Here is a 15,650-nt window from a genome sequence, read left to right as displayed (position 1 = left end):
GGTACGCAATGACCGCCAAGAAGCCCGATCTGCTGCGCGACAATGAGCTGATTTATGGCCGGCTGCTCACCGTCGACGAGCCGCATTTGATCCAGCGCTACAACAAGGCGCTGGCGGCGTTCGGCCTGAAGCCGACGAAGTTGAAGAGCTTCCAGATCGACCGCACAGGGTTCTCGCCAGAAGTGGCCGAGGAATGCGGCGACTATGACTATCTCGACCCCAACGAGGTCAATCGCCGCTTCATCATCCTGACGCCGTCGCAGATCGACCTGCCGGTGGTGCACACCGCCTTCTCCAACACCTCGCAGTTGATGTTCGAGTTCATGTCCAAGAACCAGCGCGCCATCGACGCGCTGACCATCAAGGACGTGATCTACGGCGAGATCGAGGATTCCGTTCCCAAGGTCAACGACATCGAGGACCTGCTGTCGATAAGCCAGGTCGAGTTCAAGGTGCTGTCGGCCGAGGACGTGCTGGGCAAGGCTGCCGAGCTCGGCAAGCTCGTCGACCGGCTGAAGCAGGAGCCCGACGCCTGGCGCGACAACGCCATGCTGACCCGCATGGTGGAACTGGCCAAGATCTGCGGCGACATCCGCGAGAACGCGCTGGTGCCGGACCAGGTGATCTTCCGCCACAATGCCTACTGGACCAGCCATTTCGGCGGTCTCTACGTGTTCGTCGATCCGGACATGACGACGGTGATCGGCGATCCGGCCGCACCTGGTTTCCGCCGCTCTCGGCCGTGGCAGGTCAGCTATCTTTCGATCAACGACGCCGACAAGGTGTTCAAGTTCCTCGCCACCACCGGCCGCGTCGAGCTGCCGCGCGCCTCCTGGATCGAGGCCTCGGGGTATCTCGAGCATCGCGCCGAGATGGTGGTGCGCGCGCTGATCCGCGACGCCGAGCCGGACCGCAACCTGACCGATGTCGACAAGGTCTGGCTGCAGACCTGGATTCAGAGCCATGCCGACCTGATCACCAGGAACGGCAATTTTCCCTTCCTCAACGCCGCCAAGCGCGAGATCGCCCAGCTCGGCTACCTCAAGATCGAGGATGTCTTCCCGCAGCAGCGCTTCCTGGTGATCCGCGCCAAACCGGACCATCCCGACGCCTGGCTGACCAACCGGCTGATCTCGGACTTCGTCCCGTCGGACTTCGTCTCGCGCTACATCTTCAACAAGCAGGGCTTCTACAGGGACTATGACGGCTTCAGCGACGCCTGGCGATCGCATGTTGTGGACGTTCTCAAAACCACATATTTGAAAGACAAGGTGGCGTTTCGCACACGCCTCTACGGCCTGACTGACTAGAACGAAATGAACCGTCATTTCGTTCTAACTTGTTGTTTTGGCGCATGATGCTATCCAAAAAGTCTGCAACTTTTTGGCATCATGCTTTGAGGGGGTGACATCGCCATGCTTGATCCGATCGTGAACTTCTTCACTTGGATTTTCCAGTGGATCGGCCGTGGCATCGGCCTCCTGATCGGCGTCATCCTGTGGCCGTTCATGTGGGCCGGGCGCTGGTACACGCAGCGCGGCTGGATCCTCAAGGCGGTGGTCGGCGTCGCCTTGCTGGTGCTCGTCGGCCTCTATGCCAACTTCTTCTACGCCACCCAGTGGTGGAACAATTTCAACCCGAATTACCCCGACACCTACACTTTCGAAAAGCGCAACGTGTCCGCCGGCGAACAGGTTGCCGCCGGCTCCGGCACGGATACCGCCAAGACCTGCGGCAACTCCGGTATCGCCCAGATCGCCGCCGACCTGACCGACTTCAACGTCAACCAGAATGCCTGGATCTCATCGATGATCCTCTACAAGCTCGGCCTGTTCGGCATCGACTGGGACCACACGCCGTGGATGGATAACAAGGCCTCGTTCCAGCGCGGCATAAACCAGGCGGTGCGGCGCACGGCGACGGAACTCGCCGACAATCTCGGCCGTGTCCGCACCACGTCGCAGATCGATGCCGATCTGCAGGACGCGCGCGGCAATCTGCAGTTCGACGAATACACCTGGTATTTCGGCGTGAGCCCGTTCGGCCCGAAGACGCCGACGCCGAGCTATTACCGCGACGCGGTGCGCAAGCTGCGCTCCTTCAACGCCCGGCTCGCCACCTGCCAGGCGACCTTCGATGCCCGCGCCGACAATCTGAAGCAATATATCGATCGTATCTCATCCGACATAGGCTCGACGTCGGCGATCCTCAAGGAGCGCGCCGAGAACCACAACGATGGCTGGTTCGATTTCCGCGCCGACGACCGCTACTGGTTCGCCTATGGCCAACTCTATGCCTATTACGGCCTCATGAAGGGTGCCCAGGCCGACTTCGACGACGTCATCAAGGAAAAGCACCTGCAGAGCCTGTGGGACACGATGGACGCGCAGTTCGTCTCGGCGCTGCGCATCCAGCCCTTCATCATCGCCAATGGCCGCGAAGACGGCTGGCTTTTGCCGACGCATCTGACGACGATGGGCTTCTACGTGCTCAGGGTGCGCTCCAACATGGTCGAAATCAGCAACGTGCTGACGCAGTAAGGCTTGCCGGCCGCAGCCGAAGCGATGGCGAATTTGCGCCGTCGCTTCTGTCGCATTCGGTGCATTGTGCGGCTGTTTTGAGACGGCGGAACGACGCGTCCTCTGGCTTCTATACGGCGCGGCAACGGAGCCGGGAAGAACCGATGACAGGTCGGCCGGTCCGCAGATGAATTTTCTTCATAGGAAACATAGTTGCATGCAAGTTGACGCCGCGGCAGCGACAGGGTTAAAACATGCCCGCGCCCCGGTTCCGGCCTGCATGCGAGTGAGATCAAACCCCGTCCCCTCCACCGACCAATCCAGAGGAAAGCCGTCATGGCCGAAGTGAAGTCCGACATCGAGATCGCGCGCGGCGCCAAGAAGAAGCAGATCCAGGAGATCGGCGCCAAGATCGGCATTCCGACCGAACACCTTTTGCCCTACGGCCACGACAAGGCCAAGATTTCCGCCGAGTTCATCAAGTCGGTGAAGGGCAACAAGGACGGCAGGCTGATCCTCGTCACCGCCATCAACCCGACGCCGGCCGGCGAAGGCAAGACGACGACCACCGTCGGCCTCGGCGACGGCCTCAACCGCATCGGCAAGAAGGCGATCGTCTGCATCCGCGAGGCTTCGCTCGGCCCGAACTTCGGCGTCAAGGGCGGTGCGGCCGGCGGCGGCTACGCACAGGTCGTGCCGATGGAGGACATGAACCTCCACTTCACCGGCGACTTCCACGCCATCACCACGGCGCACAACCTTCTGTCGGCGCTGATCGACAACCACATCTACTGGGGCAATGAGCTCGGCATCGACACCCGCCGCGTCGTCTGGCGTCGCGTCATGGACATGAACGACCGGGCGCTGCGCGAGATGATCTGTTCGCTCGGCGGCGTCGCCAATGGCTTTCCGCGCGAGGGCGGCTTCGACATCACCGTCGCCTCGGAGGTCATGGCCATCCTGTGCCTGTCGACCGATCTGAAGGACCTCGAGAAGCGCCTAGGCGACATCATCGTCGCCTATCGCCGTGACAAGTCGCCGGTCTATGCCCGCGACCTCAAGGCCGACGGCGCCATGGCGGTGCTCTTGAAGGACGCCATGCAGCCGAACCTGGTGCAGACGCTGGAGAACAACCCGGCCTTCGTCCATGGCGGCCCGTTCGCCAACATCGCGCATGGCTGCAACTCGGTCGTCGCCACCACGACGGCGCTCAAGCTTGCCGACTATGTCGTCACCGAAGCCGGCTTCGGCGCTGACCTCGGCGCGGAAAAGTTCTTCGACATCAAGTGCCGCAAGGCTGGCCTGAAGCCGGCCGCTGCCGTCATCGTCGCCACCGTGCGCGCCATGAAGATGAATGGCGGCGTCAAGAAGGAAGACCTCGGCAAGGAAAACATCGAGGCGGTGAAGAAGGGCTGCGCCAACCTTGGCCGCCACATCGAGAACATCCGCCAGTTCGGCGTGCCGGCGGTGGTTGCCATCAACCACTTCTATTCCGACACCGACGCCGAAATCCAGGCGATGAAGGACTATGTCGCCTCGATGGGCGAAGAGGCGATCCTGTGCAAGCACTGGGCCAAGGGTTCAGCCGGCATCGAGGAGCTCGCCAACAAGGTGGTGGCGCTGGCCGAATCCGGCGCCTCGCAGTTCGCGCCGCTCTACCCCGATGCGATGCCGCTGTTCGAGAAGATCAACACCATCGTCCAGCGCATCTATCGCGGCTCGGAAGCGATCGCCGACAAGTCGGTGCGCGACCAGCTGCACGCCTGGGAGCAAGCCGGCTACGGCCACCTGCCGGTCTGCATGGCCAAGACGCAGTATTCCTTCTCGACCGACCCGAACCTGCGCGGCGCGCCGACCGGCCACACCGTGCCGGTGCGCGAGGTCAGGCTGTCAGCCGGTGCCGGCTTCGTCGTCATCATCTGCGGCGAGGTCATGACCATGCCCGGCCTGCCCAAGGCGCCATCCTCGGAGAAGATCTTCCTCAACGAGGCCGGACAGATCGAAGGCCTGTTCTGAGAATTTCGAGATCGTTGCGAGATTTGAAAGGGCGGCCACTGGCCGCCCTTTCTGCTTTCCGAGGACAAACCTGGCTACGCGGCGCTGCGCGCTAGCGCCCGTTGGTTGGAGGCATAGATCGTATCCCGCTCGGGCAGCGTGCCGGTCTTCAGGCATTCGATCCATTCGGCGGTCTTGAGCACCGCCGCGAAGCGCGACTGCAGGATGATCGTCACCACGCGGTGGATCTCTTCGGCCGAGGCATAGCCGGCGCTGTTGGCGTAGGGCAGCGATCCGGTCGCGTCGGACAGGAACTCGACGGCGAAGCCCATATGCACGGCGTGGATGATGGTCGACAGATCGCAATTGTGCGTCATGTAGCCGACGACAGTAATCGTATCGATGGCGTTGGCGCGCAGCCAGTCTTCGAGATCGGTGCCGGTGAAAGCGCTTGGCATGGTCTTTTCGACGTAGTGGTCGCGGCTTCGCCTCGCTATCTCGGGATGCAGTTCGGCGCCATGGCTGCCCTTGGCGAAAACTGGCGATGTCTCGGGAGCCAGTTGCTTGATTACCACCACCTTGACGCCAGCCGCGGCGGCCGCGTCCATGGCGCGTGCCACATTGACGACGCTGTCGCGGAACGGCGGATGCTGGATGGCGAGATTGCCGCCATCATAATCGTTCTGGACATCGACGACGACAAGCGCGCGACGTGGCGTGGCGTTGGCTGGGTCAGACATGGTGTTTTCCTTTCCGGCTTTAATGCGATGGGTCGAAAATAGGCGACACACCAAGCGGTTGAAAGTGTCCCGATTGACATCATTCGAAAGAATTGGGACAATCCGCATCCACTCGCCGGAAGCCCCCATGACCGACCCGATCATCGCCGTCCTTGCCTTCGACGGCATCAGCCCGTTCCATCTCTCCGTGCCATGCCTGGTGTTCGGCGAGGACAGGACATCTCTTGGCCTGCCGCGCTTCGAGTTCCGCATCTGCGCGGTCAAGGCCGGCCCGATCCACACCGAAGCCGGACTGACGGTTGCCGTGCCGCATGGGCTCGAAGGGCTCGACGGCGCCGACATCGTCATCATCCCAAGCTGGCATCGTCTTGGCGAGGCGCCAGCGCCAGTGTTGATGGAGGCGCTGCGCAGAGCACACGAGCATGGCGCATTGATTGTCGGCCTGTGTCTGGGGACCTTCGCCATCGCTGCGGCCGGACTGCTTTCAGGCCGCCGTGCCGCGACGCACTGGGCCTATTCCGAGCGGCTGCAAAAACTCCATCCCGACATCGCGGTCGATGCCACGGTGCTCTATGTCGACAATGGCGATGTCGTGACCTCGGCCGGCGTCGCGGCTGGCCTCGACTGCTGTCTCCACATCGTGCGCGCCCGCTATGGGGCGGAAGCCGCACTCCGGCTCGCCCGCCAGATTGTGCTTTCGCCGCACCGGCAAGGCGGGCAGGCGCAATTCATCGAGCATCCAGTCGCAAAAGGCGCTGACGCCGATCGGTTCACCCAGGCGCTTGACGCGGTTCGCGCGACGCTTGGCGAGACGCACAACCTAGACCGCGTCGCCGAGGCCGCCGGCCTGACCCGCCGCACCTTCACCCGCCGCTTTCAGAAATCGATCGGCACCAGTTTCGGCGAATGGCTGACCAGCCAGCGGATCGAACTGGCGCAGCGGTTGCTGGAAGCGACGGAGAAATCGATGGACATGGTGGCCTTCGAGGTCGGCTTCGGCAGCGCCACGTCGCTGCGCCAGCATTTTTCGGCACGGCTCAAGACGTCACCGGCGCAATACCGTCGCGAGTTCTCGAGGCGAGCCGATCAGGACGAACCAGTGCCGCACGCGCCGCCTTCCTGAAAAAGAACGGCCAAAGGCGCCGCATCACTGCGGCGCCTTTGGTATTCCCTGATCCAGGCCGTCAGGCGACGTCTCCCGGCGATGGCGCGCGCTTGCGGCCGGTGAGCATGGCGCGAACCAGATTCTCACGATGGCGCAGGCTGGCCAGCAGCACGCCGCCGACATGAAGCCCGACGAGCACGAGAATTCCATTGCCTAGGATCTTGTGCGTGTCCTCCACCCAGGCCACGCCCCACCAGGTATCAGTGGTCTGCATCCAGCCGGTAAGCGCAATTCCCGCCACGCAGGTCAGAAGCGCCAGCACCATGGCGCCGCCGGCAGGGTTGTGGCCGAGATGACGCTTTTCGCGACCCTGCGCCACATCGGCTATGTACAGGCTCACCGTGCGCGGCCCACGCACGAACTGACGGAAGCGTGTGTGACCCGATCCCGCCAGCCCTGCGATCAGCCGCGAGGCTATCAAGACCCCCGCGCTGTAACCGGCCAGTTCATGCAGCTTCATGACTTCTCCCGAGGAAAGCCAGGCCACCGCAACGCACAGGACCAGCGACCAATGAAAGAGGCGGACGTAGGAACTCCAGACCCTGACCGAGCCTTCTCGTGTCGACTCGACCGAGGCTTCTCGTGTCGATGCGGTGGCGTTCATGGCGATCAACCGTCGTCGGAATCGGCGCCGACCGACTCGAGCGTCTTGGGATTGAACACGGCTTCCAGCTTCTTGCCATTGGCATCGAGTGCCTTGGCTTCGTAGCAGCCGTTCTCGGTCTTGATGCTGCGCACCTTCCAGCCTTCGCTTTCAAGCTTCTTCTGCAGCGCCTCGCGTGGTTGCCACTGGTCGGTCGGCACATCGCATTTGTCGGCGGCGAAAGCCGGTCCGGCAACAGCCATCACCAGCGCGGTCATGATCAAGGTCTTCATCTTGTTTTCTCCATCGGCCAATTCCGATGTCGCGAAACCTGACCGTGAAACCTGACAGCAGCCTGAACGCGTATCGTATCGCTCAAAAGCCGCAGTTGGCTTTCGTTCAGGTTCCTGTCAGCCTTGTTCCGCATGGAGGTGGCGTGTTGCTGAACACGGAGGCAAGGTGCGCGTTCTACTGATCGAAGACGACCCCGTGCTGGGCGAGGCGGTGCGCGATCATATCGCCGCCGACGGTCATGCCGTGGACTGGAGCACGACACTTGGCGATGCCGGCGATCACCTTCATGTCGTCTCCTATGAACTCGTCCTGCTCGATCTCCATCTGCCGGACGGCAGGGGGCTCGAATTCCTGAAGACGCTGCGCCGCGAAGGCACCGATACGCCGGTCATCATCCTGACCGCGCGCGACCAGCTCTCCGACCGGATAGAGGGGCTGAATTCCGGGGCAGACGACTATCTGGTCAAGCCGTTCGATCTCGGCGAGTTGTCCGCGCGCCTCGCCGCGGTCGCGCGGCGCTATGCGGGAAACCCAAATCCCCTGGTTCGGCTCGGGCCAGTCGAAATCGACCAAGCCGCCCGCCGGGTTGTCGTGGACGGCAGGGAGGCCATGCTGACGTCCCGCGAATGGGCGGTGCTCGAGCAGTTCTTGCGCCGGCCCGGCATGACCGTGAGCAAGAACCAGATCGAGGATGCGCTCTATGCCTTCGGGGCGGAGATCGAAAGCAACACGGTCGAAGTCTATGTCAGCCGCCTGCGCAAGAAGATCGGGCGCGAGGCCCTCACGACCGTAAGGGGGCTGGGCTACCGTCTGGCGTTCCCATGAGGCTCTTCGACAGCCTTGCCGGTCGTCTCGTTGCCTCGCTGATCCTGGTCACGGTCGCCTTCGGCCTGGTCGCCGCGGTCACGGGAAGCATCACTCTGCATCGTGAAATCAACGAAGCCATGGACAATTCGATGCAGGAAGCGGCCCGCCGGCTGCTGCCGCTGGTCATCGACGATCTTTTCGGGCGCGAGGTTTCGCAATCGCCCCGCAGGCTGGCAGAGGCCGTCTCGGACGATATAGGCGGTCGCCTCATCTTCCAGGTGCGGGACGGCAGTGGCCGTGTTCTCCTGCACTCCTACAATGCTCCCGCGGAGCCGCTCACGGCTGAACTCGCGCAGGGCTTTTCGGAGGCCGCCGGATGGCGCATCTACACTGAGCCCGCGGTTGGCCGCACGATCTTCATCCAGGTCGCCGAGCTCGATGCACGGCGCAATGAGGAAACCTTCGAAGCCGCCACCGGCTTCCTGATACCGATGGTCATGCTGATCCCGTTGAGCGCACCTGTCGCGTGGCTGACCCTGGCGCGTTTCCTGAGGCCGATTGCAACATTGCGCGGCGAGATCGGCGCCCGTCACGGCGACAACCTCGCTGCGATCCGCACCACCGAACTGCCTTCCGAACTCGCCGCCATTGCCAAGTCGGTCAACAGCCTGATGCGGCGCCTGCACATGGCGCTTGAGGCGGAAAAAGAATTCACCGCGAATGCCGCGCATGAATTGCGCACGCCGATTGCCGGCGCACTGGCACAGACGGAGCGCCTGATCGCGGAAGCTCCGGACGACGCGGCAAGAAAACGGCCGCGCCAGATCAAGGCAGCGCTGTCCAATCTCGCCGGCCTGTCCGAAAAGTTGATGCAGCTGGCGCGCGCCGACGCCGGAGTGGCCGCCGCCGGCAAGCCTGCCGACCTTGCCGCGGTCGCCGCACTGGTGGTCGAAGACTTCGAACAGCACAGCGAAAACAAGGGCCGCCTTCGCCTCGAAATGCCGGTGAAAGGCAAGGCGCTGGCCGCGATCGACACGGATGCACTGGCCATCGTCCTGCGCAACCTTATCGAGAATGCCTTGCGGCATGGCCCCGAAGGCGGAGAGGTTGTCGTGCGCATCGACGAAGACGCCCGACTTAGCGTGATCAACCAAGGTCCGGTGGTTCCAGCCCCAGGCAGCCTGATCAAACGGTTCGAGCGCGGCGCAACGCGCGCCGAGGGATCAGGTCTCGGGTTGGCGATCGTCAGCCGGATCCTGCAACAGATCGATGCGACACTGGTTTTGAACTCACCGGCATCCGGCCGGCAGGACGGCTTTGAAGCGACGATCCGGTTTCCAGGCTTAGAGCCGAACTCGAAGAGATAGAGCATGATGTCGTCCGAAAACCGCTTCACACATTTCGGCATCATGCCCTAGAGCAATTCCAGGAAAAGTGTGAAACGGTTTTCCGTCCGGAATTGCGTCAAAACAAAGAGATAGAGCGGTTCGGCGTTTCCGTGAAACGGTGAACCGCTCTAGCGTCAGCCGCGCTTGACCGCCCGCGCCGGATTGCCGACCACCGTGGTGTTCGCGGCGACGTCGCGCGTCACCACCGCGCCGGCGCCGACGATGGCGCCCTCGCCGATGCTGACGCCGCCAAGGATGATCGCGCTGCCGCCGATCCATGCATTGGCGCCGATCTCGACAGGCCTGGCGATCTCCAGCCCCGCTTGCCGCCCGGCGGCCTCCTTGTGGTGCTCGGCGCAATAGATCTGCACATTGGGGCCGAGCAGCGTTCCATTGCCGATGCGCACGCTTGCCGTGTCGAGAATGGTGCAGCCGGCGTTGAGAAAGGCGGCATCGCCGAGAAAGATGTTGAAGCCGTAGGCGCAGTGGAACGGCGCCTCGATGCGGGCGCCCTCGCCCGTCCTGCCGAGCAATGCCTTCAAGCCCGGCCCGAGGTTTCCGCGCTGCCGGGGTGGCAGGCAATTGTGCTCGAACACCGCGTCGCGCGCCATGACGCGCAAGGCCTCCAGTTCGTCATCGAGGCAGGTGTACCATTCGCCGGCCGCCATCTTGGCGCGCTCGCTTCCAGCCATGACGGTGTCCTCCCTTTGGCATCCCCGCCAAAGCACAAATGCCGCGGACGGAGAAGTGCCAGCTTCTGCCAATTCCGGGCGCAAAATCCATTCCGATTTTTCGAAGTCATGTCTGGTCAAAGGCCAAGCCTATGCTAGCCTGCTCTTGCTGGGCTGTCCTGGCCCGGCGATGAGGGGATCAATCATGCTGTATATTCTCGCACTTCTGATCGGCGTCATTGCCGGCCTTCGCGCGATGACCGCGCCGGCCGCCATCGCCTGGGGGGCTTATCTCGGCTGGCTGCCGGTCGCCGCCACCTGGGCCAGCTTCATGAGCCACTGGGCGGCTGTCGGCATCTTCACCATCCTGGCCATCGTCGAACTGGTCACCGACCAGTTGCCTTCGACGCCGAGCCGTAAAGTGCCGCAGCAATTCGGCGCCCGCATCATCATGGGCGCGTTTACCGGCGCTGTCATCGGCGCCACCGGCGGTTCCACCATCGGCGGCCTGATCGCCGGCGCCATCGGCGCTGTCATCGGCACGCTGGGCGGTGCCGAAGCGCGCGGCCGGCTGGCAGCCGCCTTCGGCAAGGACCCGCCCGCCGCCTTCATCGAGGACGCAGTGGCGATCATCGGCGGCCTGCTGATCGTGGCGGCGGTGGCATGACGGCAAAGACCTTCGACGCCATCATCATCGGCGCCGGACAGGCCGGCCCGTCGCTGGCCAGCCGGCTGAATGCCGCCGGCATGAGCGTGGCGCTGATCGAGCGCAAGCTGGTCGGCGGCACCTGCGTCAACACCGGTTGCATGCCGACCAAGACCATGGTCGCCAGCGCCTATGCCGCGCATCTGGCGCGGCGGGCGGCCGACTATGGCGTCACGCTCAGCGGCCCCGTCGGCGTCGATTACAAGGCGATCAAGGCGCGCAAGGACAAGGTGTCGAACGACGCCCGCATCGGGCTCGAAACCTGGATCGCCGGCATGGACAAATGCAAGCTCTATCGCGGCCATGCGCGTTTCGAATCCGCCAACACCGTGCGCGTCGGCGACGACCTTTTGACCGCCGAAAAAATCTTCCTCAACACCGGCGGCCGCGCCTCGGTGCCCGACCTGCCCGGCATCCACGATATCGACTATCTGACCAACTCCTCGATGATGGATCTCGACGTGCTGCCGCGCCATCTCGTCGTCGTCGGCGGCAGCTACATCTCGCTCGAATTCGCGCAGATGTTCCGACGCTTCGGCAGCGACGTCACGGTGATCGAGAAGTCTCCCAGGCTGACCGGCCGCGAGGACGAGGATGTTTCCGACGCCATCCTTTCCATCCTCGAAAACGAAGGCATTACGGTCCATCTCGGTGCCGACGACATCGCCTTCGCCAAACAAGGCAACGACACTGCCGTGACCTTCTCCGCCGGCAAACCGCCGGCGGTCGGCTCGCATGTGCTGCTGGCTCTGGGACGCGTGCCCAACACCGACGATCTCGGCCTCGACAGAGCCGGCGTCGAGGTCGACAAGCGCGGCTTCGTCACCGTCGACGACCAGCTGCGCACCAGCGTGCCCGGCATCTGGGCGATGGGCGATTGCAACGGCAAGGGCGCCTTCACCCACACCTCCTACAACGACTACGAGATCGTCGCCGCCAACCTGCTCGACAACGATCCGCGCAAGGTCAGCGACCGCATCGAGGCCTATGCGCTCTACATCGACCCGCCGCTCGGCCGCTGTGGCATGACCGAGGCCGCGGTGAAGAAATCCGGTCGCCGGGCGCTGGTCGGCCAGCGGCCGATGACCCGCGTCGGACGCGCCGTCGAAAAGGGCGAGACGCAGGGCTTCATGAAGATCCTCGTCGATGCCGACACCAGGGAGATCCTCGGCTGTTCGGTGCTTGGTCCCGGCGGCGACGAGGCGGTGCATTGCGTGCTTGATCTGATGTACGCCAAGGCGCCCGTCGACACGCTGGCGCGCGCGGTGCACATCCACCCGAATGTCTCGGAACTGCTGCCCACCATCGCCCAGGAGCTGAAGCCGCTGGTGTGAGAACCCTCATACTCGCGCCAAGCTGTGGACTTTATGCATTGCTGCGTTGCAGCAATGCATATTGCGCGTAGCGCGGCTACGCGTTCAATCTGAATTTGAACCGATTCAGTCTGGACGCCCCATGCCTTTGCCGATCCTTGCGCTTGCCATTGCGTCCTTCTGCATCGGCACCACCGAATTCGTCATCATGGGCCTGCTGCCGGAGGTCGCCGCCGACCTCGGCGTGTCCATCCCTTCGGCTGGCCTGCTGGTCACCGGCTATGCGCTGGGCGTCGTCTTCGGCGCGCCAATCGTGGCAATGGCCACCGCGCATTTGCCGCGCAAGCCGGTGCTGGTTGGCCTCGCCGCACTGTTCGTCGTCGGCAATCTGTTCTGCGCCATCGCGCCCAACTACTGGATGCTGATGGCCGCGCGCGTCTTCACCGCCTTCGGCCACGGCGCCTTCTTCGGTATCGGCTCGGTCGTTGCCGCCAGCCTAGTGCCGCGCAACAAGCGCGCCAGCGCCATCGCGCTGATGTTCGCCGGGCTGACGCTGGCCAACATCCTTGGCGTTCCCGCCGGCACCGCCCTGGGCGAAGCCTTCGGCTGGCGCGCCACCTTCCTCGCCGTGGTCGGCATCGGCCTGATCTCGGTCGCTTGCATCGCCTGGCTGGTGCCATCCGACGTCGCTGAACCGAGCGGTGGCGGCCTGCGCGGCGAATTGCGCGTGCTGGGCAAGCTACAGGTCTGGCTGGCGATGCTGATCGCCGCCCTGGCCTCGGCCAGCCTGTTTGCCGTCTTCACCTACATAAAACCCTATCTGACCGACGTCTCCGGCCTGTCCACCTCCGCCGTCACCTGGGTGCTGCTGCTGTTCGGCGCCGGCATGACCATCGGCAACATCATCGGCGGCCGGCTCGCCGACTGGAAATTGATGCCGACGGTGATCGGCACGCTGCTGTTGCTGGCGCTGCTGTTTGTCGGCTTCACGCAGTTCGGCGCCATAGCCGGCGTTGCCATCGGCATCGTTTTCCTGTGGGGCCTGCTCATCTTCGTCGTCGTGCCGCCGCTGCAGATCCGCGTCGTCGAGGCCGCCTCCGAAGGGCCGAATCTTGCCGCCACGCTGAACCAGGGCGCCTTCAATGTCGGCAATGCCAGCGGCGCCTGGATCGGCGGCGTGGCCCTTTCCGCAGGTGTTTCCTATGCCAATCTGCCGCTGGTCGGCGCGGCATTGGCGCTGCTGGCGGTCATCGTCGCGGTGCTGTCGCAGACACTGGATGGGCGCGCGCCTGCCGTCCCGCTTCAGGCTGCCGCGGAATAACCGCTTGCGCCCATAGCGCGGCAGGCTGGACCAATCGACATCGGCGCCTTCAAATGGGCATGTCTTGTCGCTCTTGATGGAGGAAAGTCATGCAGAAATCGATCGAGCGCATTGCCGGCGAAAGCGAAGGTGTTTCCTACGAATTTCCGCTGTTCCGGTTTGCTGGAACCGGCAAGGCCGCTCCGTCAGCCTATCTGCAGGCGGCACTCCATGCCGGCGAGTTGCCGGGCGTCGTCGCCATCGACGCGCTGATGCCGATACTGGCCAAGGCCGAGGCCGAAGGCCGCATCAAGGGCAACATCACCGTCGTGCCCTGGGCAAACCCGATCGGCCGCGCCCAATATCATTTCGGCGAGCATCAGGGCCGCTTCCATCTCGGCACCCGCACCAACTTCAATCGCGGCTTTCCGCTGCTTGCCGCGCCCGACGCAGCACTCTTGCCCAACACCACGCTTGGCTCCGTCGACCAGCGATTGAAGGCCCGGCTGGTGCAGCTTTCGCTTGGCCACGACATCGTGCTCGACCTGCATTGCGACGACGAGGGCCTCGCCTATCTCTATGTCCATACCAGCCTGTGGCCGGCGATGGCCGACTGTGCCGCCGCCATGGGCGTCGACGCGGTGATGCTGTGGAGCGAAGACACCGACGGTACGTTCGAGGGCGCCTCGATCATGCCCTATCAGAACGTTCCCGATGACGTGGCCAAACTCGACCGTCGCGTCGCCACGACGGTCGAATATCGCGGCATCCTCGATGTCGACGGCGCCTTGGCCGCCGCCGACGCCGAAGGTCTCTACCGGCTGCTGGTGGCGCGCGGCGTGATCTCCGACACCGCCCTGCCCGCACCCGGTCCTTTCACCGGTGTCGTCGCACCACTGGAAAACATCGAGATGATGCCGGCACCCCGGGCGGGCGCCGTGCTTTATGACGTGAAGCCCGGCGACCGCGTCGCCAAGGGCGTCCGCCTCGCCACCATCGTCCATGCACCGGGTGAAACCGATGGCCGCACCGAAGTCTTCGCACCGCAGGACGGCATCATCCTGACCCGCCGCTCGCGCCGCATAATCCGCGCCGGCGAAGATTTGTTGAAGCTGGTCGGCGACAGCAAGAGCGCCGACGCCAGGTCGGGGACACTGGAGGACTGAATTAGCCGGAAATAGCCAGCCGCGCCTTCGCCTCCAGCCATTCGGCCATCTGCCGGTAAGGCACCGGCCCGTGGCTGATGCGGGCGACGCCGAGTTCCGCCAGCCGCTGGCGCGGCGGCACATGCGCCAGCGCAATGATGTTGACCGGCAACGCGATTGCCTTGCAGAGCGCCTCGATCAGGCTCTCATCGCCAAGGCCCGGCGCAAAGAAGCCGTTCGCTCCGGCCCTTTCATAGGCGTGTGCTCGTTCGATCGCCTGGTCGAGCAGCGCCTTGTCGTGCGTATCCGGTTTGGCCTTGAGGAAGATGTCGGTTCGGGCGTTGAGGAATGCCGGGATACCCGAGGCCTTGACCGCAGCGGCGGCGGCTTCGATCCGCTTCACCTGTAGCGCGATGTCATGCAGGCCGGTGCCGCCGACGATCTGGTCCTCGAAATTGAAGCCGATGGCGCCGGCCTGCACGGCACGCGTCACGGTCCGGGCGACGGTTTCCGGTTCAACGCCGTAGCCGCCCTCGAGATCCATGGTCACCGGCAGGTCGACCGCCCCTACGATGCGCCTGATGTTATCGAGCGCCAGCTCCAGCGGGATCTTCTCGCCATCGGCGTATCCGAAGGCGGCCGCGACCGGCCAGCTTCCCGTGGCGATCGCCTTGGCCCCTGCTTTCTCGACAATCTTGGCCGAGCCCGGGTCCCAGGCATTGTAGAGAACGATCGGGTTTCCCTTGGCGTGGAGGGAATGGAACGTCCGTGCGCGGTCGATCTGCTCGGTCATTGGTGTTATCCCATATTTCTGCCGTTGGACATCCAGCCTAAGCAGGACCGCCGGCTCTGGCGATGTGCCATGAGCCGCAGAAGCGGCGGCCACCGAGCAGAATTCTCAAACCTGTTGCGCATCCGGTTTTTCGCAGCTATGGATTTCGCCATGAACATGCGTTCGACCAAGACCATTTGGTGGTGGGCCTGCTGACAGCGGCCTGTTCGAACGCGTGCGCGTGAAAATAGA

The 15,650-nt window shown here is 63.8% G+C and carries 15 protein-coding genes; 10 read left to right on the top strand and 5 right to left on the bottom strand.

What is annotated here, in order from left to right:
* Window positions 1-8 precede the first annotated feature (8 nt).
* The 3 genes from AC1DZP_RS04115 (at window position 9) to AC1DZP_RS04105 (ending at window position 4,535) form a co-directional block, all read left to right on the top strand.
* Complete coding sequence (locus AC1DZP_RS04115) at window positions 9-1,310, top strand: DUF6638 family protein (RefSeq protein ID WP_457151373.1); 1,302 nt, start codon at window positions 9-11, stop codon at window positions 1,308-1,310.
* 105 nt (window positions 1,311-1,415) lie between these two features.
* On the top strand, window positions 1,416-2,540 hold the full coding sequence (locus AC1DZP_RS04110; RefSeq protein WP_477300294.1) for a DUF2333 family protein: 1,125 nt from the start codon (window positions 1,416-1,418) through the stop codon (window positions 2,538-2,540).
* 315 nt (window positions 2,541-2,855) lie between these two features.
* Window positions 2,856-4,535: a formate--tetrahydrofolate ligase gene (locus tag AC1DZP_RS04105; protein WP_095090813.1), complete on the top strand. Its 1,680-nt coding sequence runs from the start codon at window positions 2,856-2,858 to the stop codon at window positions 4,533-4,535.
* A gap of 74 nt (window positions 4,536-4,609) precedes the next feature.
* On the opposite strand, the gene AC1DZP_RS04100 is transcribed toward AC1DZP_RS04105, so the two are convergent.
* Window positions 4,610-5,254, bottom strand: a complete 645-nt coding sequence (locus AC1DZP_RS04100) for a cysteine hydrolase family protein (RefSeq protein ID WP_477228241.1) — start codon at window positions 5,252-5,254, stop codon at window positions 4,610-4,612.
* 127 nt (window positions 5,255-5,381) lie between these two features.
* Between AC1DZP_RS04100 and AC1DZP_RS04095 the strand changes: the two genes are divergently transcribed.
* Window positions 5,382-6,377, top strand: a complete 996-nt coding sequence (locus AC1DZP_RS04095; RefSeq protein WP_477300292.1) for a GlxA family transcriptional regulator — start codon at window positions 5,382-5,384, stop codon at window positions 6,375-6,377.
* 61 nt (window positions 6,378-6,438) lie between these two features.
* Here the strand turns inward: AC1DZP_RS04095 and AC1DZP_RS04090 are convergent, their stop codons facing one another.
* Both AC1DZP_RS04090 and AC1DZP_RS04085 read right to left on the bottom strand, forming a co-directional pair.
* Entirely contained in the window at window positions 6,439-7,023 is a 585-nt protein-coding gene (locus tag AC1DZP_RS04090; protein ID WP_477228243.1) for a cytochrome b/b6 domain-containing protein, read from the bottom strand.
* Window positions 7,024-7,028: 5 nt separating this feature from the next.
* Window positions 7,029-7,295, bottom strand: coding sequence for a PepSY domain-containing protein (locus AC1DZP_RS04085; RefSeq protein ID WP_457151368.1), 267 nt, complete (start codon window positions 7,293-7,295; stop codon window positions 7,029-7,031).
* Window positions 7,296-7,461: 166 nt separating this feature from the next.
* Here AC1DZP_RS04085 and AC1DZP_RS04080 point away from each other — a divergent pair, with 166 nt between their 5' ends.
* Window positions 7,462-8,121, top strand: coding sequence for a response regulator (locus AC1DZP_RS04080; protein WP_477300290.1), 660 nt, complete (start codon window positions 7,462-7,464; stop codon window positions 8,119-8,121).
* Window positions 8,118-9,470, top strand: coding sequence for an ATP-binding protein (locus tag AC1DZP_RS04075; protein WP_477300288.1), 1,353 nt, complete (start codon window positions 8,118-8,120; stop codon window positions 9,468-9,470). The genes AC1DZP_RS04080 and AC1DZP_RS04075 overlap by 4 nt, the downstream gene beginning before the upstream one ends.
* Window positions 9,471-9,625: 155 nt before the next feature.
* Here the strand turns inward: AC1DZP_RS04075 and AC1DZP_RS04070 are convergent, their stop codons facing one another.
* Window positions 9,626-10,183: a sugar O-acetyltransferase gene (locus tag AC1DZP_RS04070; protein WP_477300286.1), complete on the bottom strand. Its 558-nt coding sequence runs from the start codon at window positions 10,181-10,183 to the stop codon at window positions 9,626-9,628.
* 184 nt (window positions 10,184-10,367) lie between these two features.
* Here AC1DZP_RS04070 and AC1DZP_RS04065 point away from each other — a divergent pair, with 184 nt between their 5' ends.
* The 4 genes from AC1DZP_RS04065 (at window position 10,368) to AC1DZP_RS04050 (ending at window position 14,647) form a co-directional block, all read left to right on the top strand.
* Window positions 10,368-10,829, top strand: coding sequence for a DUF4126 domain-containing protein (locus AC1DZP_RS04065; RefSeq protein WP_477300284.1), 462 nt, complete (start codon window positions 10,368-10,370; stop codon window positions 10,827-10,829).
* On the top strand, window positions 10,826-12,202 hold the full coding sequence (locus AC1DZP_RS04060) for an FAD-containing oxidoreductase (protein WP_477300282.1): 1,377 nt from the start codon (window positions 10,826-10,828) through the stop codon (window positions 12,200-12,202). The genes AC1DZP_RS04065 and AC1DZP_RS04060 overlap by 4 nt, the downstream gene beginning before the upstream one ends.
* A gap of 121 nt (window positions 12,203-12,323) precedes the next feature.
* Window positions 12,324-13,502, top strand: a complete 1,179-nt coding sequence (locus tag AC1DZP_RS04055) for an MFS transporter (RefSeq protein WP_477300280.1) — start codon at window positions 12,324-12,326, stop codon at window positions 13,500-13,502.
* Window positions 13,503-13,591: 89 nt separating this feature from the next.
* Window positions 13,592-14,647, top strand: coding sequence for a M14 family metallopeptidase (locus tag AC1DZP_RS04050; RefSeq protein ID WP_477300278.1), 1,056 nt, complete (start codon window positions 13,592-13,594; stop codon window positions 14,645-14,647).
* Window position 14,648: 1 nt separating this feature from the next.
* On the opposite strand, the gene AC1DZP_RS04045 is transcribed toward AC1DZP_RS04050, so the two are convergent.
* On the bottom strand, window positions 14,649-15,419 hold the full coding sequence (locus AC1DZP_RS04045; protein ID WP_477300277.1) for an isocitrate lyase/PEP mutase family protein: 771 nt from the start codon (window positions 15,417-15,419) through the stop codon (window positions 14,649-14,651).
* Window positions 15,420-15,650 lie beyond the last annotated feature (231 nt).

This window comes from Mesorhizobium sp. P2_F8, from assembly GCF_056403655.1.
The sequence above is the reverse complement of the archived record's forward strand: the minus strand, read 5'-3'. Positions and strand labels throughout refer to the sequence as shown.

Bases quoted from the DNA above. Each gene is read 5' to 3' on its own strand.
- AC1DZP_RS04060 (WP_477300282.1), top strand. From the start codon at position 10,826: ATGACGGCAAAGACCTTCGACGCCATCATCATCGGCGCCGGACAGGCC.
- AC1DZP_RS04085 (WP_457151368.1), bottom strand. From the start codon at position 7,295: ATGAAGACCTTGATCATGACCGCGCTGGTGATGGCTGTTGCCGGACCG.
- AC1DZP_RS04115 (WP_457151373.1), top strand. From the start codon at position 9: ATGACCGCCAAGAAGCCCGATCTGCTGCGCGACAATGAGCTGATTTAT.
- AC1DZP_RS04100 (WP_477228241.1), bottom strand. From the start codon at position 5,254: ATGTCTGACCCAGCCAACGCCACGCCACGTCGCGCGCTTGTCGTCGTC.
- AC1DZP_RS04065 (WP_477300284.1), top strand. From the start codon at position 10,368: ATGCTGTATATTCTCGCACTTCTGATCGGCGTCATTGCCGGCCTTCGC.
- AC1DZP_RS04105 (WP_095090813.1), top strand. From the start codon at position 2,856: ATGGCCGAAGTGAAGTCCGACATCGAGATCGCGCGCGGCGCCAAGAAG.
- AC1DZP_RS04075 (WP_477300288.1), top strand. From the start codon at position 8,118: ATGAGGCTCTTCGACAGCCTTGCCGGTCGTCTCGTTGCCTCGCTGATC.
- AC1DZP_RS04110 (WP_477300294.1), top strand. From the start codon at position 1,416: ATGCTTGATCCGATCGTGAACTTCTTCACTTGGATTTTCCAGTGGATC.
- AC1DZP_RS04045 (WP_477300277.1), bottom strand. From the start codon at position 15,419: ATGACCGAGCAGATCGACCGCGCACGGACGTTCCATTCCCTCCACGCC.
- AC1DZP_RS04050 (WP_477300278.1), top strand. From the start codon at position 13,592: ATGCAGAAATCGATCGAGCGCATTGCCGGCGAAAGCGAAGGTGTTTCC.
- AC1DZP_RS04090 (WP_477228243.1), bottom strand. From the start codon at position 7,023: ATGAACGCCACCGCATCGACACGAGAAGCCTCGGTCGAGTCGACACGA.
- AC1DZP_RS04095 (WP_477300292.1), top strand. From the start codon at position 5,382: ATGACCGACCCGATCATCGCCGTCCTTGCCTTCGACGGCATCAGCCCG.
- AC1DZP_RS04070 (WP_477300286.1), bottom strand. From the start codon at position 10,183: ATGGCTGGAAGCGAGCGCGCCAAGATGGCGGCCGGCGAATGGTACACC.
- AC1DZP_RS04055 (WP_477300280.1), top strand. From the start codon at position 12,324: ATGCCTTTGCCGATCCTTGCGCTTGCCATTGCGTCCTTCTGCATCGGC.